We start from the raw sequence: 22,815 nt of genomic DNA on the forward strand, positions 1-22,815 counted from the left end.
TGGCGCCGAGACCGTCGCATCCGCCGTGCGCGCACCGGGCCGCAGGCCGGACACCCTGGACGACGGGATGCCCGGCCCGGCGGCGGCGTCAGCCCGCAGAGATCGAGCCGGTCGATCCCCGGGAGATCAGCTTCGTGTGCTCGTGATGCTCGTCGGCGCGCGCCGATGCCGATGCCGAAGCCGGGGTCGATGCCGGCGCCGTGACCGGGGCCGGATCGGGTTGCGGGGTGGTGGGCGGGTCCCGGTCGAAGATGTCGATGTCGACCTCTTCGCCTCCGACGATCAGCGTCTCCCAGGCTCCGCTCACCAGCAGGGTGTGCAGCGTCTCGCCCTTGAGTTTGTGCAGGTGCTCGCGCAGGGTGTCGTCGTCGGGCATGCCGGGGATGCGCGGCGCGAGGCGGCTCCTGATCTGGCGCAGCCGTTCCATGAGCGCCTCGATGTCGGCTTCCTTGCCGGAGTCCGGGACGTCCTCGTCGATGCTCTGCACGATCTTGTCCTTGATCGCGGAGGTGACCCCGTCCTCGTCGGTGCTCACCATGGCCTTCCACGCGCGGCTCTTGTGCCGGTACTGCAGCATCGACATCGCCGCCTCGTGGCGCAGGAAGTCGGCGTCGCGGAAGGGGCGCCCGCGCCAGGCGCGGTTGAGCGACCTGGCCAGCGATATGGCCGACGCCAGGCCGCTGTTGAGTCCGCGTCCCGGCCAGAAGTGGATGGCGTTCGCGGCGTCCCCGAGCAGGAAGCCATAGGTTCCCGGGGTGGTCGCCGTCGGGGAGTACAACTGGGCGGTGAACCGGGGCCGCTGCACCATGTCCAGGCGGAAGGCGGTGACGGCGCTGAGGTTCTCCTCCCTGACGCCGAAGAGCACCAGCCCTTCCAGCACCCGCTTCCACAGCGCCGAGCTTCTGATCAGGGCGGGCAGGAACAGCGTGCTGTGCGTCGAGCAGAGGAACTCGCCCTGGTCGGTCCGGCCCATCACGCAGGGGCGGGAGGCGATGCACTCGGTGAACACCTGCCGGATCGGGTCGATGCCGACGACCTCCTTGGCCTCCTCGTCGGTGAGGCGCATGTTGAGGAAGCCCTCGCCGCGCAGGGCGTTCAGCAGGAAACGGTTCTGCGCCACGGTCAGCAGGACGGTCATCGGGTCCGACAGTTCGGACTTCACCCGTAAGCCCAGTACGACGTCCTGGATGTGCCGGCCGTCCAGCGAGTAGATGGACTTGTCGGCGTTGCCGAACTTGTGGGTGAAGTAGTCCCGCGTTCCCGAGCGTCCTCCCTCGCAGATGGCGAGCACATGGTCCTGGACCACGGTCTCGTGGTGCTCCGTCGGGTAGAAGCCGGCGGGGACCAGCCGGATGCGGTCGGGTTTGTCGTTCGCCATGTCGAGCAGGGTGTCCTCGATGTAGGCGATGCGGATGTTGCGCGGCCCGTAGCCGCGGATGGAGTCCGGGCCGGTCGGCCACATCTCGGTGTACGAGCCCTCGGTGAACAGCCGGTTCTGGACCTCCTCCGGGAGGTTCAGATATTGGCGGCTCTGGATCGTCACGACCTGCTGCCGCCGGATGTTGCCCTGTTTCTCGTTCTTCCACACGACGCGCGGGCCGTCCTGTGTCCAGCGGCCGTCATAAATGGTCACGGACACGCGCCGGCCCATGAGGTGTTCCAGCAGCAGGGCGAAACTCAGCCCCACCGGGCCGCCGCCCGAGACCGTGACCTTCAGCACCGGCCCGGGGTCGGCCGCCGCCGATTTGATGAACGACTGCAATAGCGGGGCGTCCATGACCGTTTCCATGTCTCCGGACGCCTCGAAATGGAAGGTCTCGTCGCCGATGGTGATCACGTCGCCCGGCCGGAGCACGTGGGAGGTGACGCGGTCCCCGTTGACCAGGGTGCCGTTGCGGCTTCCCCGGTCGTGCAGGACGTATTCGCCGTTCTCCCTGAGCACCTGGGCGTGATAGCGCGAGGCCCGGCCACTGGCGATCACCACGTTGTTGTCGCCCCTGCGCCCGAAGGTGATCGGGGCCTCATCGAGCGGAAACCGCTGACCGGCCAAAGGGCCTTCATGACCGACGATCGCAGCTGGCATTGGCCGCACCACTTTCCATAGCTCAGAGAACTGATGCGATCGATGCGCTCATCGGTCGCAGAAGCGCTGTGCACTATTCCGTGTGCCGGTCGACCGGATACACCACGAGGTTTCGTCCGCCTGCCGGAAACGTCGGGCGATCCCCTATCGTGCCACGCTCGGCCCCTGTAGGAAACGGTCTATACCTGTCCGAACTCGGCTAGAACCCCCACGTGGGCCCGCTCCCCGAAGTTCGCGCCCGGCCCAGGACGTGACCGAGCCTCTGCGCGGCGGGCGGTGCGCAGAGGCTCGGCGGTGTGGGCCTTCGACGGCTCGGCTCCTGATGGCGCCGGCCGCGGAGACCGGCTCTCGTGGCCGTCCGAACGCCTTCAGGAGGCGGTCGTGGCGGGCTCCGGTTCAGGAGGTGGCTCGCGGAAAGCCAGGGTTCAGGACGCGGTGCAGGTCACGCTCGACGGCGTGCTGCTGTTGCCGTCGCCGTTGGCCACGAAGCCGAAGGCGGTGGTCCCGTTCGCGGAGAGGTTGCCGTTCCAGTCCACGTTCGTCACCGAGATGTTCGCGCCGCTGGCAGAGAGGTTGCCGTTCCACAGCTGTGAGATCGACTGGCCGCCGGGGAAGCTCCACTGGACCCGCCAGCCCCTGATGGCGGAGTTGCCGGCCCGCACCGTGACCTCGGCCTGGAAGCCGCCGCCCCACGGGTTGATCAGCTTGTAGCTGGCCGAGCATCCACCCGGCTGCGGGGTGGGTGTGGGAGTCGGCGTAGGCGTGGGAGTGGGAGTCGGCGTGGGAGTCGGCGTCGGCGTCGGGGTCGGCGTGGGGGTGGGCGTCGGGGTCGGGGTCGGGTCGCGGGTGGGCGGCGGCGCGGCGATGGCCAGGTCGTAGGCCCGCTGCGGCACGAACTGCCCCGCGGGGGCGATGCAGCCGTCCGACTCGCCCGGCGGCTTCACCCAAAGGAACGCGTCGATCGCGGAGTCACCGGTGTTCGTGGTGCTCCAGTTGCCGGTGGCGCGCCCGCCCGGATCGCACCACTCGCTGCCCGCCGGGCCGTTGCCGTTGCGGCTGGTGTCGATGACGGCCTTCAGCCCAGAGACGCCGACCGCGGACAGGATGTTCTTGGCGTACGACACCAGACCGGAGGTGGACCGGTAGTTGGAGGTGTTGACGGCGATGCCGTTCGCGCTGTTGGCGATGTCGGCGCCTCTCAGCCGGTTCGCGGCCTCTGAAGGCGACAGCCACGCGTCGTGGCCGATGTCGAAGTACACCTTGACCTGCGAGGAGGTGGCCCGGAACTTCTTGCCGGCGTAGGCCATGGAGGCCTGGACCTCGGCCTGCTGCGAGGAGTTCATGCAGTTCGGCATGATCGCCAGGGCGTCGGGCTCCAGGATGATCGTCGCCGGGCGGCCGCCGAGGCCGGCCGCGACCTGGTCGATCCAGGCCCGGTAGGAGGAGTGGTCGGGCGCGCCGCCCGCGCTGGCGCCGCCGCAGTCGCGGTTCGGCATCTCGTACACGACCACGATCGGGATCTTGCCCGCGGACGCGGCGGCGCCGACGTAGGAGTCGACCTGGCTGCGCACGGCCGAAGGGTTGTAGCTGGCGTACCAGCGGCCCTGCGGCACGGCCGCGATGCGGTCTCTGATCACCGCTGTCTTGCTGTCGTTCGGGTTGGCGGCCACCCACTTGGCGGCATTGGTGGTCGGATCGACGTAGAACGCCGAGTCCGCGGCCTGGGCGGGGGGTGAGGCGAAGACGACCGCCCCGGCCAAGGCCGTGGTGGCCGTGGCGATGACGGCTCCCCACAGGGGCCTTTTGCGAGCCATGCGATAACTCCCGTCCGATTAGGTGGGAGCGCTCCCACCGCTGTTTACGGATGGTAGGTTTCCGCGCGCCGCTCCCATAAGGCCCGGTCCGGCGGGTGCGGCCCCGCGTCCCCATAGCCGCAGGAAGAGCGCTTCCACGACCGGTGCCTTACCTGAAACTTTCAGCACAAATGCCCTTTTCTCGCTGTGAGCGGCGACGCCGCGCGCCTCACTCGCGGGGCAGGCAGGAGGGCGGCCGGTCGGAGACGGGCCAGACGTAGGGGAGGTCGTCCGGTTCGTCGCCGAAGATCGGCCGGTAGAACTCGGGGGCCTTGCGCAGCAGGGCCGACCGGTGGCTCAGATGCAGGGCGTGGTCGCCGAGCCACGGCGGCAGCTCGTCGGCCCCGTCCAGCAGCGCCTGCGAACGGGGCGCGGCGACGGCGCAGTGCTCGGCCAGCTCGCGGGTCATCGTCGCCGAGCAGGTGTCGGCCCGGCCGAGGGAGCACCACTCGCGGCACACCGCGAGGCCGTAGGCGACCAGGGCCTCCTCGTACCCGGCCCACATGCGCACGACGGGGTGGTGGCGCCAGCCGTACCCCCGCACGGTGAGCGCGCGCAGCACCTGGAGGGCCTCGACCCGCTGCTTGCCGAGCCTGCGCGGGTCCAGCACCCGCGCCGTGGCGGTGAAGTCCGCGTAGGGAAGGAAGGTCTGCATCGCCGCTCTCCGAGGCGCCTCGCCGAAGCCGGCTCTCCACGCCGGCTCTCCATCCTATGAATGCCCAGGTCGCGGGCCATGCCGGTGCCGGTGGGCTTCACTGCCGGGGTTGACCTTCTGTCCGACCGCAGGGACGAGCAATTTGGAGGAAGCACCGCAGGACGCGCTGATGGGACGTTCAAGGTGGCGAAAGTCTCGCCTGGGGGAGTGAAGCGGCGGCCCACGGGGGCCGCGCCCCTGACGCGCGGCGATTGGGGATCCGATGCTCAACCGACGACGCTTACTCGCGGCCGGTGCCGGCGTGGGTGGCGTGATGCTGCTCCCGTTCACCGGCCTGACCCCGGTGGGCGCCAAGGACGTCAAGGACGTCAAGCCGCCCGCCCAGAAGCCGCGCCGCTTCGGCGCACGGGGCGGCGCCACCGGCGTGCGGCCGGCCGTCAGCCCCTTCTCGGTGCGGATGCCGGTGCCGCAGGTGCTGCAGCCGTCGCAGAAGACCAGCGCCGCCGACATCTACAAGATGGTCATCAAGCCCGCGGAGGCCGAGATCATCCCCGGCGTGCGCACCCCCGTGCTCACCTACGGCGGCCAGTTCGTCGGCCCCACCATCCGCGCCAAGGCGGGACGCCCGGTGAAGATCGTGTACGGCAACCGGCTGGACATGCCGTCGAACGTGCACCTGCACGGCGGGCACGTGCCCCCGTCCAGCGACGGGCACCCGATGGACGTCATCCAGCCCGGCGAGGCGCGGCTGTACGACTACCCGAACACCCAGCAGGGCGCGACCCTGTGGTACCACGACCACAGCCACCACATGGAGGCCGAGCACGTCTACCGCGGCCTGCACGGGTTCTACCTGATCGAGGACGAGGCCGAGCGTTCGCTGCGCCTGCCCTCCGGCGCGTACGACGTGCCGATCATGCTGCGCGACATCGAGTTCGACCAGAACGGCGAGCTGATCTTCTTCGACGACCCGGCCAACCGCACCACGATCATCGCCAACGGCGCGATCCAGCCGTACTTCCCCGTCGCCGCCCGCAAGTACCGGTTCCGGCTGCTCAACGCCTCCAACGAGCACGTCTTCCAGCTCAACCTGGGCGGCCGCGAGATGATGAAGATCGCCTCGGACGGCGGCCTGCTGCCCGCGCCGGTGCCGGTGACCGAACTGGTGCTCGCCTCGGCCGAGCGCGCCGAGATCGTGGTGGACTTCGCGCGCTACCCGGTCGGCTCGCAGCTGGTGCTGTCCAACGGCGGCACCCCGGTGCTGCGCTTCGACGTCACCCGCACGGCGTCCGACGACAGCCGGCTGCCCGACGCGCTGCGCCCGCTGCCCGCCCTGCCGGCGGCGACGGTCGTGCGGGACGTGGCGATGAGCTTCGACCTGACCGGGACCGAGCCCATCGGCATGGTCAACAACCGGCCTTTCGACCCGAACCGGGTCGACTTCCAGGTCAAGCGCGGCGCCACCGAGATCTGGCGGGTCACCAACGCCGACACCATCGGCGTCGACCACACCTTCCACATGCACCTGGTGCAGTTCCGGGTGCTCGACCGCAACGGGGCGCCGCCGCTGCCACAGGACGCGGGGCTGAAGGACACGGTGCACCTCCCGGCGAACGGGTCGGTGCGCGTCCAGGCCACCTTCACCGACTACGTCGGGCGGTACGTGTACCACTGCCACTACCTGGAGCACTCCTCGATCGGGATGATGGCCCAGATGGAGATCGTCCCCTAGCGGCGCGGGCCGCCCCGCCACATCCCCAGGGCGGACGCGGCGTGATCCCCAGGGCGGACGCGGCGTGCGACGATCTCCGGGCGGTGAAATCGGGGTGCGCGCGGGGGCCCGCGCTGGATACCCTCCGCGGGAAGGCTGGGGAGGTCGTCGTGGCGCATGTAGAGGTCGGCCGTCTGACGTACGTACTGCCGGATGGACGACCGTTGCTGAACGAGGTCTCCTTCCGCGTCGGGGAAGGCGTCAAGGCGGCCCTGGTCGGGCCCAACGGGGCGGGCAAGACGACGCTGATGCGGCTCATTGCCGGAGATGTGCGGCCGGTCGAGGGCAGCGTCGCCTCCTCCGGCGGCCTCGGCGTCATGCGCCAGTTCATCGGCGGCATCCGCGACGGCCGCACGGTGCAGGACCTGCTGCTGTCGGTGGCGCCCGAACGGGTGCGCGAGGCGGCCGAACGGCTCAACGAGACCGAGCTGGCCATGATGGAGCGCGACGACGAGAAGACGCAGATGCGCTACGCCCAGGCCATCACCGACTTCACCGACGCCGGCGGCTACGACATCGAGGTCCTGTGGGACACCTGCACGATGGCGGCGCTCGGCGCATCGTACGACAACGTCAAGTACCGCGAGGTCAACACGCTGTCCGGCGGTGAGCAGAAACGCCTCGTGCTGGAGGCCCTGCTGCGGGGCCCCGACCAGGTGCTGCTGCTGGACGAGCCGGACAACTACCTCGACGTGCCGGGGAAGCTGTGGCTCGAACAGGCGCTCGGCGAGACGCCCAAGACCGTACTGCTCGTCTCGCACGACCGCCAGCTCCTGGCCAACGCGGCCGACCGCATCGTCACCGTCGAGTCGGGCGGCGTGTGGATCCACGGCGGCGGCTTCGCCACCTACGCCGCCGCCCGCAAAGAGCGCAACGAGCGCCTGGACGAGCTGCGCCGCCGCTGGGACGAGGAGCACGCCAAGATCAAGCGCCTGGTCACGATGCTGAAGCAGAAGGCCACGTACAACGACGGCATGGCACCGGCCTACCACGCCGCCCAGACGAGGCTGCGGCGGTTCGAGGAGGCCGGGCCGCCGGAGGTCGCGCCCAAGGACCAGCTCATCAGCATGCGCCTGCGCGGCGGTCGCACCGGCAAGCGCGCCGTGATCTGCGAGAGCCTTGAGCTGACCGGCCTGATGCGGCCGTTCGACCTGGAGGTCTGGTACGGCGAGCGGGTGGCGGTGCTCGGCTCCAACGGGTCGGGCAAGTCGCACTTCCTGCGCCTGCTCGGCGGCGAGGAGGTCGGGCACACCGGCGTCGCCCGGCTCGGCGCGCGGGTCGTCCCGGGGCACTTCGCGCAGACCCACGCCCGTCCCGAGCTGCGGGGGCGCACCCCCTGCGAGATCGTCATGACCGAGCACGCCAGGCTGAAGAACGAGGCGATGAAGGCGCTGGCCCGCTACGAGCTGGCGGGGAGCATCGCCGAGCAGCGCTTCGAGACGCTGTCGGGCGGCCAGCAGGCGAGGCTGCAGATCCTGCTGCTCGAGCTGTCGGGCGCGACGCTGCTGCTGCTGGACGAGCCGACCGACAACCTCGACCTGGCGAGCGCCGAGGCGCTGCAGGAAGGGCTGGAGCAGTTCGACGGCACGGTGATGGCGGTCACGCACGACCGGTGGTTCGCCGCCGACTTCGACCGTTTTCTGGTGTTCGGCTCCGACGGCCGGGTGTACGAGGCGCCGGAGCCGGTGTGGGACGAGGCGCGGGTGATCCGCGACCGCTGATCGGTGGCCGAGCCGTAAAGATTTGGTGCGGCTTGCGCGTGTCGGAGGAATCACGCCCGACTGGCCGGGCTATGACGGCCTTGTGACCCAGCGTAGTCGACACACGACAGCACTCGCACTGGCACTCGCTCTGGCGGCGGCGGCGCCGCTCGGCGGGTGCGGCGGCGGCGAGGAGGGGCCGAAGCGGCCGCGGCTCAAGCCGCTCGTCATCAAGGAGCAGACGTCGTCGGTCACCCAGGGGACGGGTGGCTACGTGGTGACGTGGGCGGGCGTCATCAGCAACCCGAACCGCTGGTACTTCGGCGAGAACGTCGCCGCGACGGTGGTGGGCAAGGACGCCGCCGGCAAGGAGGTCGTGCGCATGGAGCAGCCTCTGGACGCCGTTCCGCCGTCGGGCGCGCTGAAGTTCACCGGCCAGGCGACGGCGTCGGCCAGGCCGGTCGACGTGAAGCTCACCTACAAGCCGGCCGTCTGGCGGCGGGCGTCGCGCATCCCGTCGGCGTACGTGCCGTTCCCGATCTCCTCGGCCAACACCGAGAAGCTCGGCAACGGCTCCTACCTGGTGACCGGCGCGGTCGGCAATCCCTATCAGAAGGCGGCGACCAGCCTGGTGGTCACGGCGCTGCTGCGGGACAAGGCCGGCAGGCTCGTGGGCGGCGCGAGCACGTACGTGGACGACGTGCACGCCGGCGTGCCCCGCAGGTTCGTCCTCACCGTGGACAGCCTCAACGGCGCGGGCCCGGTCGCGCGCACCGACATCACCGCCCGCACGTGGGGGTCGAGCGGCAGGCCGTACGAGGAGCTCGCCATCAGCGGCGCGCTTCCCGCGGACACCGCCCGGCCGCGCACCGTGCCGTTCGCCAGGGATCGCGGAGATCAGGCGATGCCGGTCGACCGACGGCCGTGAGCGCCGGACTGACGATTCCCTTCTCCGGCGGCGGCCGGCCGACCTCACTATGGATCTTGAAATCACCGGCGGGTTACGGTACTTACATGACATCCCCCCGGATAGTCCTGTTCGGAGCGACCGGGTTCACCGGCAGGCTCACCGTCGACGCGCTTCTGGCCTGCGGGGCTCACCCGGTGCTGGCCGGACGCGACCCGCGGCGGCTGGAGGCGCTGGTCTCCTCGTTGCCGGTCGAGCTGCCGACCGCCGTCGCCGACGTGAACAGGCCCGCCACCCTGCGGCGGATCATCGAGCCGGGGACCGTGCTGATCTCCACCGTGGGCCCGTTCGCCCGGTGGGGGGAGCCCGCCGTCGAGGCCGCGATCGAGGCCGGGGGCGTGTACCTGGACTCCACGGGGGAGCCGACGTTCATCAGGCGGATCTTCCAGCGGTACGGGCCGGCCGCGGCCGCGTCGGGCGCCACGTTGCTCACCGCTTTCGGATACGACTACGTGCCGGGAAACCTGGCGGCGTCGCTCGCCCTGAGCAAGGCGGGAGCAGAAGCGGTACGCGTGGACATCGGGTATTTCGTCCGGGGCAACGTGGCGCGGCGGGCGAGCGGGGGAACGCGGGCCTCGGCCCTGGGCATGGCGCTGGAGCCGATGTACGGCTTCCGTGACGGCCGCATTCTGCGCGAACAGGGTCGCACGCGCGTCTTCACCGTGGAGGGCCGGGGCAGGCACGGGCTGTCCGTGGGCGCCTCCGAGCACTTCGCCCTGCCGCGCACGCATTCAGGGCTGCGAGAGGTGAACGTCTATCTCGGGTGGCTCGGCGCTCTCACCAGGGCCGCGGGCGTGCTGGCCAAGGCGACGCCGTTCATCGCGGCGATCCCGGGGGCCAAGCGGGTCACCGAGGCCGTCGCCGACCGGGTCATCAAGTCGGGCGGCCAGGGAGCGCTCTCAGACGGCGCCGAGATCACCTCGCAGATCGTCGCCGAGGCGTACGACCGGCGCGGCGAGAAGATCTCCTCGGTCGAGTTGCACGGCGGCGACCCCTACGACTTCACCGCGCGCGTGCTGGCGTGGGCGGCCGTCACCGCCGCCACCGAGGGCGTGAGCGCTTGTGGCGCGGTGGGACCGGTGGAGGCCTTCGGCCTGGACGCCCTCGTGCGCGGATGCGAGCAGGCGGGGCTGCGCGCGGTGGCCTGAACGGCCGCGCCAAAGGTTGTCCGCACACCTTTTCGGACAGTGAGAATTTCCGCCATAAGGGAACGAAAAGGCGGAGGCGTGGGCGCGGTGGCACGTCTCGCTCGGCGTCTTGTCCCAGCTCCTCGCCTTGCTGCCTACTGAATGGTGATTTGTCGAATTTGATGGACATATCGCCAGCGGGTTGCGCCGAACAATCTTGCCGGTGTTCATTACGGTATTAATACAAGGCCGGTCATTGTCTGGGAAACGGTGGAGCGAGGAGTTACCGAGCCTTTACTGTCGGTGACATGAATGACAGCGTCCTGGTCGAGGCACTCCGCGCCCGCGATCCGGGGGCCCTCGCTGCCCTCTACGACACCTACGCCGAGAGCATCTACAGATACGCCCGGACACTGCTCGAAAGCCCCGACAGCGCCCAGGTCGCGCTCCGCGACACGCTGATCGCGGCAGAGGCCCACGTCCACGCCCTGGCCGACCCCGACAGGCTGCGCGTCTGGCTCTACGCGCTGGCGCGAGGCGAGTGCGTGCGCAGGCGCTCGGCCCTCCAGCCGACGAGCCCCGGAGACGCCGAGGACGGCGCGGTGGCCGGCGACGCCCCTGACGGAGACCTCCGGCAGGTGGCCGTGAACGCCGTCGCGGCACTGCACGAGGACGAGCGGGAGGTTCTCGACCTGCTCACCCGGCACGCCATTCCCGAGCACGAACTCGCCGCCGTGCTCGGCGCCACCCCCGCGCAGGCCGAGCGGCTCCACCATGCCGCCTGCGACCGCCTGCAAGATCTCGTCACCGCCGAGATCCTCGCGCGCAACGCCTCTCCCGAGTGCCCGGTCCGGGCGCGCGTCCTGGCCGGTCTGTCCGACGAACCCGAGACCGATCCCTTTCCGGGCACGCCTGACGAGCCGTCCTCCGAGGCGTCCGAGCCCTTCTCGGGCGCGCGCCATGAGCCCTTCTCGGGCGCGCGCCATGAGCCCTTCTCGGGCGCGCGCCATGAGCCCTTCTCCGACACCTCCGACACCTCCGACACTGACACGTTCATCGGCGTGCCCGGCGCCGGGCGCTTCGCCGGAGCCGGCGGCGAAGATCTGCCCGGCGGGGCCGGCGCGGGGACGCCCGCACGCCCGCTCGACGCCGAGACGCGCGAGCGGCTGCTGGAGCACGTCGAGCACTGCGTCGTCTGCGCCCCCCACCGTGAGCGCCAGGTCTCGGCCGCCAAGGTCTTCAACCTGCTGCCGGTCGCCAAGCTGCCCGAGACGCTGCGCGTGCGCGTGATGAGCTGCTTCATCGACCCCGAGCTCGTGCCCTACCGCCGCTTCGTCGCCCGCCGCACCGGCCTGCTCGACCCCGACGGGTTTCCCCTCCGCGAGACCAAAAGCGCTCGTCGGGCGCCTACGATCATCGCGGGCGCTGTGGCGGCGCTGGCGATCGTCCTAGCCGCGATCGTGCTGGTCGGCGCGGTCCGCGACGCCGAAGACCCCGCCGCGAGCGGCCGATACGCCGCCCTGCCCGCTTCGCCGCCCTCCGCCGCTCCGGCGCCTTCGAGCCCCCGTCCGCCCACCGGGTCTCCCGAGTCGCTCACACCGGTGGTCGGCGGCACGCCCGCCGTGCGCGACCCCTCCACGGGCCGGACGATCGCGCCCGTCGCGGCCGTCGGTCCCACCGCCGCGGCCCACGCCCTGCCGCGCGCGCCCGTGCCGTCCCCGTCCACGCGCGTTCCCACGCCGTCCCGGCCGTCCTCGCCCGCGCCGACCCCCAGGCCGACCGGCGGGCAGCCCTCCGGCCCGCCGCCCGTCGTCACGCCTCCGCCCCCGCCGCCTCCGACCCCTCCCCGCCCGCCACGCGAGCGGCCTCCCGTTCCGGCGCCGACCGTCACCCACCAGCGTCATCCCCGGCGCACCCCCTGCCCGCGCAGGACGACGCCGGCGCCGACCGCCACCCCCTCACCCGCGCCCAGCGGCACGGGTGGCGCGTCGTCCGCGGCGCCCACGGGCTCGGCCGACGCCCCGGCCGCCCCGGTGGCCGCGCCCCAGGCCGCGGGCCGTGTTCACCGTAGGTGACGATTCTGCTCTGGGCTGCCGTGTCTTCCCGCGTCCGGTCGCTCCCGAGCTGGCAGTCCTGGTGCCCCGGGTCCACCGCGTCGACTGGCCGGTCTGGCTCGACCCGGGGCCGCGCATGCTGCGCGACGTGCTCGAACTGTGCCGGTTGCAGACCGCCCGGGGTCTCGCGGTGCTCTGCTGGCTGGCGGACGGCGAGTCTCCCGCCGACGTGAGCTGGCTGTGGCCGGGGCGCAGGCTCACCGGTCCCCGCCAGCAGCTCATGTACGGCGCCGCCTCCGGGGTCCCCGGCCCCGTGCTCGGCCTGGTGGTCGCCAACTGGACGTGGGTGCTCGACACCCGGTTCGCCGGCCAGGTCACCGCGCCGTACCTCGCCGGCACCGCCTATCCCGACGACGGGTACACCGCCGCCCAGGCCACCGTGACGCTGATGCGCATCTGGGAGCGGCACGCCGAGGCCAGGCCGGCGCTGGGCGCCGCCTGGGCCGTGTGCCGCACGGTCGCCGACTGGTGCAAGGCCGCCGAGCTGGGGGCCGCGTACGGGCGCGAGGCCCCGGTGTTCACCTACCCGCGCGGCCCGCTCCCCCCGGCGGCCGGGGTGCGCCCGTGGATCTCCCGCCTGCTGCGCCTGGACGATCACTCAGAGTAGCCGAAGGCGTGTGCGCGGCATCGCCGCAGGGAAGCCTGTCGGTTGTGGGGGCGACCGCTCCCGGCTCGTTCGCGGGCGCGGCGGCCGCCGGTGCCCGGGGTCGTTCTCCGCGTGGCGTTTCAAGGGGGTGGGCATGCCACACGATGTGCGATGCCGTGCGGACGGGCCGTGCGGACGGCCGGCGGGGCTCCGGGCGGGCCGCCGCGACCGGCCGGGAACGCCGGGGCGCCGCGCGGACGCGCGAAGGCCGCCGCGCGGACGCGTGGGTCCGGCGCGACGGCCTCGGCGGATGCGAGAGAGGTCAGTGCTCGGCGATGTCCGGGTGCTCGTCGGCGGCCGGATGCTCGGCCTCGGCGGTCTCCTCGTGGTCGAGATGGCGCTTGATCGACCGGTGGATCTCGATCTCGGCCTCCGTGCGGCCGACCCAGTTGGCGCCCTCGACGGACTTGCCGGGCTCCAGGTCCTTGTAGACCTCGAAGAAGTGCTGGATCTCCAGCCGGTCGAACTCCGGCACGTGGTGAATGTCGCGGATGTGCTCCATGCGGGGGTCGGTGGCGGGCACGCACAGCACCTTGTCGTCGCCGCCCTTCTCGTCGGTCATCCGGAACATGCCGACGGCGCGGCAGCTGATCAGGCAGCCGGGGAACGTCGGCTCCTGCAGCAGGACGAGCGCGTCGAGCGGGTCGCCGTCCTCGCCGAGGGTGTTCTCGATGAAGCCGTAGTCGGCGGGGTACTGCGTGGAGGTGAAAAGAAGGCGGTCCAGCCGGATGCGGCCCGTCTTGTGATCGACCTCGTACTTGTTGCGTTGTCCCTTGGGGATCTCAACGACAACGTCGAACTCCACTGCGGTTCCTCCGCTCAAGCCTCCCGGGCACTCCGGGGCGGGCGTTAATGTCTCGTAGGCGTATATCCAGGATGACGCATTCGGGAAAGAGGTCGGTGAGGTGGTGCGTCGCGAGCGCTTGGTCGCGGTGACGACCCTCGCCCTGCTCCAGCTCTTCGTCTGCGCCGTCGGCGCGTACTACCTCGCGCGCGGCGGGCAGGGCGCTCCTGGGGCGCAGGGCCCGGACGCGAGCCCCACGCCGGCGCGCCCCTCCGTCGCCATCGTGACGGCGGGCCCGGTGCTGCGGCCCGCCCCGGACGGACCTCTTCCCGCAAAGGGTACTTTGGCCGCCCGGCTCTCCCGCGCCATCGGCGACTCCGCGCTCGGGGGCAGCGTCGGCGCGGTCGTCGTCGACGTCGCCGGGGGCGCCACGCTGTACGGCAGCAAGGCCGACACCGGCCTCACCCCCGCCTCGACCACCAAGGTGGCGACCGCCGTGGCGGTGCTGACCTCCCTCGGGCCGGACACCCGCCTGGCCACCCGCGTCGTCCAGCCGCGGGCCGGCGCGATCACGCTCGTCGGCGGCGGCGACCCGACGCTCGCCGGGCCCAAGGCGTCCGCGTCGGCGTCCTCCCCGCGTTTCGCCTCGCTGGCCGCCCTCGCCTCCCGCACCGCCCGGGCGCTGAAGGCCGCGGGCGTCTCCTCCGTCGCCCTGTCCTACGACGACTCGCTGTTCGGCGGGTCGCGCACCGCGCCCGGCTGGAAGCCGGGGTACGTGCCGGAGGGCAGCGTGGCGCCGGTGACCGCGCTGACGATCGACGAGGGCCGCGAGGATCCACGGCGCTCGGCGCGGTACGCCGATCCGCCGCGCTCCGCGGCCGAGGCGTTCGCGTCCCTGCTGCGCCGCGACGGCGTCAAGGTCGGCAAGTCGATCAGGCGGGCCGATGCCGCGGCCACCGCCCGCGAGGTCGCCAGGGTCGAGTCGCCGCCGGTGTACGAGCTGGTCGAGCACATGCTGACCGAGAGCGACAACGACCTGGCCGAGGCGCTCGCCCACCTGGTGGCGGTCAAGGAGGGCAGGCCGGGCACGTTCTCCGGCGTCGCGCAGGCCGTCCAGGGGACGCTGAAGCGGCTCGGCGTCGCCCAGGGCGTGACGGTGTACGACGGCAGCGGGCTGTCCATCCGCAACCGCATCACCCCGGCCGCGCTCGCCCGCCTGATCGCCCTGGCGGCCTCCCCGGCGAACCCGCGTCTGCACGCCGTGATCAGCGGGCTGCCCGTCGCCGGGTTCACCGGCACGCTCGGCCACCGATACGACAAAAAGGACAGTAGGTCTGCAGCGGGAGTGGTACGGGCCAAAACGGGCACGTTGAACGGGGTGAACACCCTGACCGGACTCTCCAGGACCGCCGATGGCCGGCTGCTGGCCTTCGCGTTCATGGCCGACAAGGTGACGGATCCCGACGGGGCCGTGGCGGCGCTCGACCGGCTGGCCGCGCTCGTCAGCGGATGCGGTTGCCCATAACCGCGTCGCACGACGTACGGTGGTGAACATGCAGGTGATCGACTGGGATCTGGCCGTTTCGACCGGTGTGCGCCTTGTACGGCCCGGGCCGCAAGTGAGCCGAGAGGAGGCCCGGCATGCCGTCACCGAGCTCAGGCGGCTCTCGCGCGAGGCCGAGGGCCACGTTCAGGAGTTCGCCCGCATCAACGGCGCGGCCGAACCCGAGGAGGCCACGGTCGTCGACCGGCCGGGCTGGATCCGCGCGAACGTCGAAGGGTTCCGGGTCGTCCTCGAACCGCTGACCGAGCGCATGAACGCCCGGCGCACGCAGATCCCCGCCCTCGTGGGCGCGGTCGGGTCGCGGGTCACCGGCGTCGAGGTGGGCGCGGTGCTGGCGTTCCTGGCCACGCGCGTGCTCGGGCAGTACGAGCTGTTCCTGCCGCCCGACCCCAGCGGGCGGGCGCCGACGGGCCGGCTCACCCTGGTCGCGCCCAACATCGTGCACACCGAGCGCGAGCTCGGCGTGAACCCCCGTGACTTCAGGCTGTGGGTCTGCCTGCACGAAGAGACCCACCGCGTGCAGTTCACCGGCGTGTCCTGGCTCCGCGAGTACGTGCGCGGCCAGATGACCCAGTTCCTGCTCGCCTCCGACATCGACCTCGGCACCATGCTCGAACGCCTGCGCGCGGCCTCCGACGCCGTCGCCGACGCGATCAAGGGCGGCGAGGGCAACCTCATCGACGCCATCCAGACCCCCGAGCAGAAAGAGATCCTCGACCGCCTGACGGCCGTGATGACCCTGGTCGAGGGCCACGGCGACTACGTGATGGACGCCGTCGGGCCGTCGGTGGTGCCTTCGGTGGCCGACATCCGGTCCAAGTTCCAGCACCGCAGGCACGGCGGCTCGCGGTTCGACAAGACGGTCAGGCGCCTGCTCGGCGTCGATCTCAAGCTCAAGCAGTACGCCGAGGGGTCGGCCTTCGTGCGCAAGGTCGTCGACGAGGTCGGCGTCGACGGGTTCAACCGCGTCTGGGGCTCGCCCACGACGCTGCCCGACCACAGCGAGATCCGCAACCCCGAGGCGTGGATCGCCCGCGTGGTGCGCGCCCCCGAGCTGCCCTCGGCCAACGGGCACGCCTCGTCCTGACGCGAACCCCGGCCGGTGGTCGGCGGCCCCGGCCGGGGCCACCACACTAGGGGCATGGGACCGCATCCCGCCGTCGCCGAGATCCGGCGCGCCGTGCGCCTGTCGCTGGCCGAGCTGCCGCAGGGCGCTCTGGCGCTGGTCGCGTGCAGCGGCGGCGGCGACTCGCTGGCGCTGGCGGCCTGCCTGGGCTTCGCCGCGCCCCGCCTGGGGCTGCGCGCCGGGCTGCTGACCGTCGACCACGGGCTCCAACAGGGTTCGCGCGAGCGCGCCGAGGAGGTCGTCCGCCTGGCGGACGGGCTCGGGCTGGAGCCGGCCGAGGCTCTCACGGTCACGGTCGGCACGGCGGGCGGACCCGAGGCCGCGGCGCGGGAGGCGAGGTACCAGGCGCTCACGGCGGCGGCCGGGCGGCTCGGCGCTGCGGCCGTCCTGCTGGGGCACACGCGCGAAGACCAGGCCGAGACCGTGCTGCTGCGGCTCGCGCGGGGCAGCGGCACCCGGTCCCTGGCAGGGATGCCGGCGAGCACGGGCCTCTACCGGCGCCCCCTGCTCGGCGTCGCCCGGCGGACCACCCGGGCCGCGTGCGAGGCGCTCGGCCTGGTCCCCTGGGAGGACCCGCACAACGTCGATCCCGCCTACACCCGGGTCCGGGTCCGCCACGACGTGCTACCCGTGCTCGAACGGGCGCTGGGGCCCGGCGTCACCGAGGCGCTGGCCCGCACCGCCGGGATGTGCAGGGACGACGCCGACGCGCTTGACGAGTGGGCGGACGAGGTCCACTCGCGGCTGCGGGACGCCGGCGACGGCGCCGGGCTGGCGGTCGCGGAACTGGCCGCGCTGCCGGCCGCCGTGCGGCGCCGGGTGATCCAGCGGGCGGCGCTGGCGGCCGGCGCGGCGGGCTCCGCGCTGGCGGCCGTGCACATCGAGCAGGTGGACCGCCTGGTCACGGCGTGGCGGGGACAGCGGATGGTGGAGCTACCCGGGGGGGTGGGGGTGGTCCGGCGGTATGGCACCCTGATATTCGCCAGCACCCTCACATGAAGGAAAACCCCAGGTGGACGCAGCCGACATGGGCAAGGACCTGGAAAAGGTCCTCATTCCCGAGGAAGAACTTCAGGCGAAGATCAAGGAGCTCGCCGGGCAGATCGACGCCGACTACGCGGGCAAGAGCCTCCTGATCGTGGGGGTGCTCAAGGGTGCGGTCATGATCATGGCCGATCTGGCGCGCGCGCTGCACGTAGAGGTGCAGATGGACTGGATGGCCGTCTCGTCGTACGGGGCGGGCACCAAGTCGTCGGGCGTGGTCAGGACCCTCAAGGACCTCGACACCGACATCGCCGGCCGGCACGTGCTGGTGGTGGAGGACATCATCGACTCGGGGCTGACCCTGTCGTGGCTGGTGCACAACCTCCAGTCGCGCAACCCCGCCTCCGTGGAGATCTGCACCCTGCTTCGCAAGCCTGAGGCGGTGAAGGTGCCGATCGATGTGAAATATGTCGGTTTCGACATCCCCAACGAATTCGTGATCGGGTACGGGCTCGACTACGCCGAGCGCTTCCGCAATCTGCCCTTCATCGGCACCCTGGCGCGCCACGTCTACGGTGCCGAGTAAGCCCTGAGCGAAGTTCCAACTCGCCAAGTGCCGTAATACACCGTCAATCGGTCTCGCCGTGGGGAACACGGCGCCGCCTGACGTACGTTGGTAGGACAAAGCCGGTGTCGCCGGAGCAGTGACCCTGCGCGGCGGCCCGGTGTACCTTCGGAGGTCTCCGAAGGTGTGATCGCCTTCGGGTGGTCATTTGCAGGAGCGGTTCGGGATGCCGCTAACCCCGGGTTCGCCCGGGGCGTCAGGCCGTGTTCAGGAAGGGACGGGCCCGCAGGGGTTCCGCATCGGATGGATCTCAAGCGATTTACACGTGGGCCACTGCTGTGGATCCTGGGCATCGTCGTGCTGCTCCTGCTCGCCTCCACTTTCTGGAGCGGCAACAGCAACTATGCCCAGAAGGACACCTCGTTCGTCATCAGCCAGATCCAGTCTGGCAACGTCGACAACGCGGTGATCGTCGACAAGGACCAGCGCATAGAGATCAAGACTCTCCAGAAGGTCGACGGAGAGGACCGCTTCTACGCGTACTGGGTCCAGGGGCAGGGCGTCGAGTTGCAGAAGCAGCTCCAGGCCCAGGTCGACGCCAAGAAGCTGCCGCACGGCTACAAGGTCACCGTGCCGACCGAGAACTTCCTCGTCGGCCTGCTGGTGAGCTTCCTGCCGATCGTCATCATCGTCCTGATCTTCCTGTTCATCATGAACCAGATGCAGGGCGGCGGCTCCCGGGTGATGAACTTCGGGAAGTCCCGGGCCAAGCTGATCACCAAGGACACTCCCAAGACCACCTTCGCCGACGTCGCGGGCGCCGACGAGGCCATCGAGGAGCTCCAGGAGATCAAGGAGTTCCTTCAGGCCCCGGCCAAGTTCCAGGCGATCGGCGCCAAGATCCCCAAGGGCGTCCTGCTCTACGGCCCGCCCGGCACCGGCAAGACCCTGCTCGCCCGCGCGGTCGCCGGTGAGGCCGGCGTGCCGTTCTACTCGATCTCCGGGTCCGACTTCGTCGAGATGTTCGTCGGCGTCGGCGCCTCCCGGGTCCGCGACCTGTTCGAGCAGGCCAAGGCCAACGCCCCGGCGATCATCTTCATCGACGAGATCGACGCCGTCGGCCGGCACCGCGGCGCGGGCCTCGGCGGCGGCCACGACGAGCGTGAGCAGACGCTGAACCAGCTGCTCGTCGAGATGGACGGCTTCGACGTCAAGGGCGGCGTGATCCTGATCGCGGCCACCAACCGGCCCGACATCCTCGACCCCGCCCTGCTGCGTCCCGGCCGCTTCGACCGCCAGGTCGTCATCGACCGTCCCGACCTTGAGGGCCGCAAGGGCATCCTGCGCGTCCACGGGCGCGGCAAGCCGTTCGCGCAGGACGTCGACCTCGACGTCATCGCGCGGCGCACCCCCGGGTTCACCGGCGCCGACCTGGCCAACGTGATCAACGAGGCGGCGCTGCTGACCGCCCGCCAGGACCAGAAGCTCATCACGATGGGCACCCTCGAGGAGTCCATCGACCGCGTGATGGCGGGCCCTGAGCGCAAGAGCCGGGTCATGTCCGACCAGGAGAAGAAGATCATCGCCTACCACGAGGGCGGCCACGCCCTGGTGGCGCACGCCCTGCCGAACTCCGACCCGGTGCACAAGATCACCATCTTGTCCCGCGGCCGGGCGCTGGGCTACACGATGACCCTCCCCATGGAGGACAAGTTCCTCGCCACGCGATCCGAGATGCTCGACCAGCTGGCCATGCTGCTCGGCGGGCGCACCGCCGAAGAGCTCGTGTTCCACGAGCCCACCACGGGCGCGGCCAACGACATCGAGAAGGCCACCTCGATCGCCCGCCGCATGGTCACCGAGTACGGCATGAGCGAGCACCTCGGCGCCCGCAAGTTCGGCACCGGCAACAGCGAGGTCTTCCTCGGCCGCGACATGGGCCACGAGCGCGACTACTCCGAGAAGATCGCCTCCACGATCGACGAGGAGGTCCGCCGCCTCATCGAGGCCGGGCACGACCAGGCCTGGGAGATCCTCGTCCAGTACCGCGACGTGCTCGACAACCTCGTGCTGGAGCTCATGGAGAAGGAGACCCTGTCCCGCGAGCAGGTCCTGCAGATCTTCGCGCCGGTGGTCGTGCGCGAGAAGCGGCCTTCCTACTCCGGGTACGGCAAGCGGCTCCCCTCCGACCGCCCGCCCATCCTGACCCCCAAGGAGATCGCCGGCAACGGCAACGGAGCGGCGCTCCCGGCGGGCACCCAGGCATCCCAGGGGTCCTCGCTGACCAACGACCACCATCCGGCACCCCAGGACGAGGCCTGACGGGTGTCCGTAAAACCGCTCAAGGTCGACTCGGCCCGGATCGAGAAGGCCGTTCGCGAGATCCTGCTCGCGATCGGTGAAGATCCGGACCGAGACGGCCTGCTCGACACCCCCGCCCGGGTCGCCCGCGCCTACGCCGAGCAGTTCGCCGGGCTGGGGCAGAGCCCCGAAGAGGTCCTCACCACCGTCTTCGACGCCGACCACGACGAGATGGTGCTGGTCAAGGACATCGAGGTGTTCTCCACCTGCGAGCACCACCTGGTCCCCTTCCACGGCGTCGCCCACGTGGGCTACATACCGAACGAGAAGGGCCAGATCACCGGCCTGTCCAAGCTCGCCAGGCTCGTCGACGTCTACGCCCGGCGCCCCCAGGTCCAAGAGCGCATGACGTCGCAGATCGCCGACGCGCTGATGGCCGTGCTCGCGCCGCGCGGCGTCATCGTGGTGATCGAGGCCGAGCACCTGTGCATGACGATGCGGGGCGTACGCAAGCCGGGCGCCAAGACCATCACCTCGGCGGTGCGCGGCGACTTCCGCGACAGCGACAAAACCCGAGCCGAAGCCATGGCCCTGATCCTCGGCCACCACTGACCCATCCCCAGGCTTCCGTCGGCTGCCCTTCCTCCCGTCTACCCTCTCCGGCTTCGCTTCCTCCCGTCCGCCCGATGGGGCTCTCCCCATCGGCCCCGGGCCGGCGGGACGGTGGGCGGTGAATGTCGGCGCCGTTCCTACGGCGGGGACCCGGCGAGCCGTTCCGGTCATCGCGCTGGGCTTCACCGTGCCATTTTCGGGGTCTGTCTGATGGTTTGTCCGGTGTGCTCTCCAAAGCGTTCGGCGGGTTGGGCGCCGTACGGCGGCGCCGGTATCGCCGTACCACGGCTCGCCGACCCGGCGCCGAGTGCATCCAGCACAGACCGGGTGGAGAGTGGCGCCCGGTGAAGGCACGTGATCACCGACGGGGACCCCGGTTGTTGGGCCTGGACCCCGGTTGTTGGGGTCGGTCTGGTGTGGGGTTCGGTGGGGTGCGGGGTTGTGGCTGGTGTGACGGGTGTGCTGCTGGGGTTGTGGGGTTTTTGTGGGGTGCGGCCGGCGGTGGGGTGAGGGGTGGGGTTGGGGATGGTTGAGGGAGTGAGGGATATCGCGGGCGTGTCTGTGTCGGGTCGATTCGTTATCCACAAGCCGGACCCATGGCACAGATCGTTACCGGGGAGCACCTAGGCTTGACGCCATGACCACATGGAGGGTGCCGGGGTTGCCCCACGCGGGGCGCTGTCTGGTCATGGGCGTGGTCAACGTCACCCCTGACTCCTTCTCCGACGGCGGCGAGTGGTTCGACCCCGACGTCGCGGTGCGCCATGGGCTCCACCTCGTCGAGCAGGGGGCCGACATCGTCGACGTGGGCGGCGAGTCCACCCGTCCGGGCGCCGCACGGGTGCCCCTCGACGAGGAGCTGCGCCGGGTCGAGCCGGTCATCCGCGCCCTCGCCCAGCAGGGGGTCACCGTCAGCGTCGACACCATGCGGGCGGAGGTGGCAGAGGCGGCCGTCAAGGCCGGCGCCGCGCTGGTCAACGACGTCAGCGGCGGTCTGGCCGATCCGGCGATGCGCCGGGTGGTGGCCGCGGCCGGCGTGCCGTACGTGGTGATGCACTGGCGCGGCCACAGTCACGAGATGGACGGCAGGGCCGTCTACTCCGACGTGGTGACCGAGGTGGTCGAAGAGCTCCGCAAGAGGGTCGACTCCGTCCTTGCCGAGGGCGTCGCAGAGCAGCAGATCATCATCGATCCCGGCCTGGGCTTCGCCAAGCGGGCCGAGCACAACTGGCCGTTGCTCGCCGCCATCGGCAGGCTCAACGAGCTGGGCTATCCAGTGATCATCGGAGCGTCGCGCAAGCGTTTCCTCGGCCGCCTGCTGGCCGACCCCGACGGCACGCCGAGGTCGTTCGCCCGGTCGGACGACGCCACGCTCGCCGTCACCGCGCTGGCGGCTCACGCCGGCGCCTGGTGCGTGCGGGTCCACCAGGTGCGGCCCAACGCCGACGCCGTTCGTGTCGCGGCCGCCTGGCAGGCCGGGGAGGGGGTTCGATGAGCACGATCAACGCTGAGATCGAGAAGCTCAACGAGGCGTTCTACACCGCCATCGAGGGCGGCGACCTCGACCGGATGACCGATATCTGGGCGGAGGACGACGAGGGCCGGGTCACGATGTGCGTCCACCCCGGCTGGCCCATGTTGACCGGGCGTGCCGAAGTGCTGCGCTCATGGGCGCTGATCATGGCCAACACCCCGTACATCCAGTTCGTGCTGACCGACGTGCGCACCACCGTGATCGGCGATGTCGCGGTGCTCACCTGCGCAGAGAACATCCTGACCGCCGCCGACACCGACGATGCCACCTTCGCGGCGGGCCGGGTGGTCGCGACCAACACCTTCGTCCGCACCGCCGACGGGTGGCGGCTCTGGTTCCACCACGGCTCTCCCGTCCTCCAAGGTGAGAGCGACGACGAGGAGGACGACGAGTGACCACCCCTCGGGTGGCGCGACGGCCGGTGACGAG

At 71.0% G+C, this 22,815-nt stretch carries 18 protein-coding genes; 14 read left to right on the top strand and 4 right to left on the bottom strand.

What is annotated here, in order from left to right; genetic code table 11:
* Positions 1–88: 88 nt before the first annotated feature.
* The 3 genes from ACZ6QO_RS34400 to ACZ6QO_RS34410 form a co-directional block, all read right to left on the bottom strand.
* Positions 89–2,083: an FHA domain-containing protein gene (locus tag ACZ6QO_RS34400; RefSeq protein WP_465857098.1), complete on the bottom strand. Its 1,995-nt coding sequence runs from the start codon at positions 2,081–2,083 to the stop codon at positions 89–91.
* A 425-nt stretch (positions 2,084–2,508) separates the two neighbouring features.
* The gene (locus tag ACZ6QO_RS34405; RefSeq protein ID WP_465857100.1) at positions 2,509–3,897 is read right to left on the bottom strand and encodes a glycoside hydrolase family 6 protein; all 1,389 of its coding nucleotides are present in this window, start codon (positions 3,895–3,897) and stop codon (positions 2,509–2,511) included.
* 208 nt (positions 3,898–4,105) lie between these two features.
* Positions 4,106–4,591 carry an MSMEG_6728 family protein gene (locus tag ACZ6QO_RS34410; protein ID WP_465857102.1) on the bottom strand — a complete coding sequence of 162 codons (486 nt, stop codon included), beginning with the start codon at positions 4,589–4,591 and terminating at the stop codon, positions 4,106–4,108.
* A 313-nt stretch (positions 4,592–4,904) separates the two neighbouring features.
* On the opposite strand from ACZ6QO_RS34410, the gene ACZ6QO_RS34415 reads away from it, so the two are divergent.
* The 6 genes from ACZ6QO_RS34415 to ACZ6QO_RS34440 all read left to right on the top strand — a co-directional run bounded on the left by ACZ6QO_RS34415 (position 4,905) and on the right by ACZ6QO_RS34440 (position 12,877).
* On the top strand, positions 4,905–6,323 hold the full coding sequence (locus tag ACZ6QO_RS34415) for a multicopper oxidase family protein (RefSeq protein ID WP_465857104.1): 1,419 nt from the start codon (positions 4,905–4,907) through the stop codon (positions 6,321–6,323).
* Positions 6,324–6,472: 149 nt separating this feature from the next.
* Positions 6,473–8,083, top strand: a complete 1,611-nt coding sequence (locus tag ACZ6QO_RS34420; RefSeq protein ID WP_465857106.1) for an ABC-F family ATP-binding cassette domain-containing protein — start codon at positions 6,473–6,475, stop codon at positions 8,081–8,083.
* Between the two features lie 82 nt (positions 8,084–8,165).
* A complete protein-coding gene (locus tag ACZ6QO_RS34425) occupies positions 8,166–8,990 on the top strand; it encodes an FxLYD domain-containing protein (protein WP_465857107.1) in 825 nt (274 codons plus the stop codon).
* A gap of 86 nt (positions 8,991–9,076) precedes the next feature.
* Positions 9,077–10,177 (top strand): saccharopine dehydrogenase family protein, encoded by a 1,101-nt coding sequence (locus ACZ6QO_RS34430; protein ID WP_465857109.1) that lies wholly within the window; start codon positions 9,077–9,079, stop codon positions 10,175–10,177.
* A gap of 287 nt (positions 10,178–10,464) precedes the next feature.
* The gene (locus ACZ6QO_RS34435) at positions 10,465–12,231 is read left to right on the top strand and encodes an RNA polymerase sigma factor (RefSeq protein ID WP_465857111.1); all 1,767 of its coding nucleotides are present in this window, start codon (positions 10,465–10,467) and stop codon (positions 12,229–12,231) included.
* Complete coding sequence (locus ACZ6QO_RS34440; RefSeq protein ID WP_465857113.1) at positions 12,215–12,877, top strand: hypothetical protein; 663 nt, start codon at positions 12,215–12,217, stop codon at positions 12,875–12,877. The genes ACZ6QO_RS34435 and ACZ6QO_RS34440 overlap by 17 nt, the downstream gene beginning before the upstream one ends.
* Positions 12,878–13,178: 301 nt before the next feature.
* Here the strand turns inward: ACZ6QO_RS34440 and ACZ6QO_RS34445 are convergent, their stop codons facing one another.
* Positions 13,179–13,721, bottom strand: coding sequence for an inorganic diphosphatase (locus ACZ6QO_RS34445; protein WP_465857115.1), 543 nt, complete (start codon positions 13,719–13,721; stop codon positions 13,179–13,181).
* 100 nt (positions 13,722–13,821) lie between these two features.
* Between ACZ6QO_RS34445 and dacB the strand changes: the two genes are divergently transcribed.
* From dacB to ACZ6QO_RS34485, 8 genes are all read left to right on the top strand, one after another.
* Positions 13,822–15,225: a D-alanyl-D-alanine carboxypeptidase/D-alanyl-D-alanine endopeptidase gene (gene dacB, locus ACZ6QO_RS34450; RefSeq protein WP_465857117.1), complete on the top strand. Its 1,404-nt coding sequence runs from the start codon at positions 13,822–13,824 to the stop codon at positions 15,223–15,225.
* A gap of 28 nt (positions 15,226–15,253) precedes the next feature.
* Positions 15,254–16,351 (top strand): zinc-dependent metalloprotease, encoded by a 1,098-nt coding sequence (locus tag ACZ6QO_RS34455; RefSeq protein WP_465857119.1) that lies wholly within the window; start codon positions 15,254–15,256, stop codon positions 16,349–16,351.
* A 54-nt stretch (positions 16,352–16,405) separates the two neighbouring features.
* Positions 16,406–17,389, top strand: coding sequence for a tRNA lysidine(34) synthetase TilS (gene tilS, locus ACZ6QO_RS34460; protein ID WP_465857121.1), 984 nt, complete (start codon positions 16,406–16,408; stop codon positions 17,387–17,389).
* Between the two features lie 13 nt (positions 17,390–17,402).
* On the top strand, positions 17,403–17,960 hold the full coding sequence (gene hpt / locus ACZ6QO_RS34465) for a hypoxanthine phosphoribosyltransferase (protein ID WP_465857123.1): 558 nt from the start codon (positions 17,403–17,405) through the stop codon (positions 17,958–17,960).
* Positions 17,961–18,242: 282 nt separating this feature from the next.
* Positions 18,243–20,261, top strand: coding sequence for an ATP-dependent zinc metalloprotease FtsH (gene ftsH / locus ACZ6QO_RS34470; protein ID WP_465857125.1), 2,019 nt, complete (start codon positions 18,243–18,245; stop codon positions 20,259–20,261).
* A gap of 3 nt (positions 20,262–20,264) precedes the next feature.
* Positions 20,265–20,852, top strand: a complete 588-nt coding sequence (folE, locus tag ACZ6QO_RS34475) for a GTP cyclohydrolase I FolE (protein ID WP_465857127.1) — start codon at positions 20,265–20,267, stop codon at positions 20,850–20,852.
* Between the two features lie 637 nt (positions 20,853–21,489).
* On the top strand, positions 21,490–22,347 hold the full coding sequence (gene folP, locus ACZ6QO_RS34480; protein ID WP_465857128.1) for a dihydropteroate synthase: 858 nt from the start codon (positions 21,490–21,492) through the stop codon (positions 22,345–22,347).
* Positions 22,344–22,781, top strand: a complete 438-nt coding sequence (locus ACZ6QO_RS34485; protein ID WP_465857130.1) for a nuclear transport factor 2 family protein — start codon at positions 22,344–22,346, stop codon at positions 22,779–22,781. Before folP ends, ACZ6QO_RS34485 begins: the two co-directional genes overlap by 4 nt.
* The last annotated feature ends 34 nt before the right edge of the window (positions 22,782–22,815 follow it).

The sequence above is a fragment of the Sphaerisporangium sp. NPDC049457 genome (assembly GCF_055586705.1).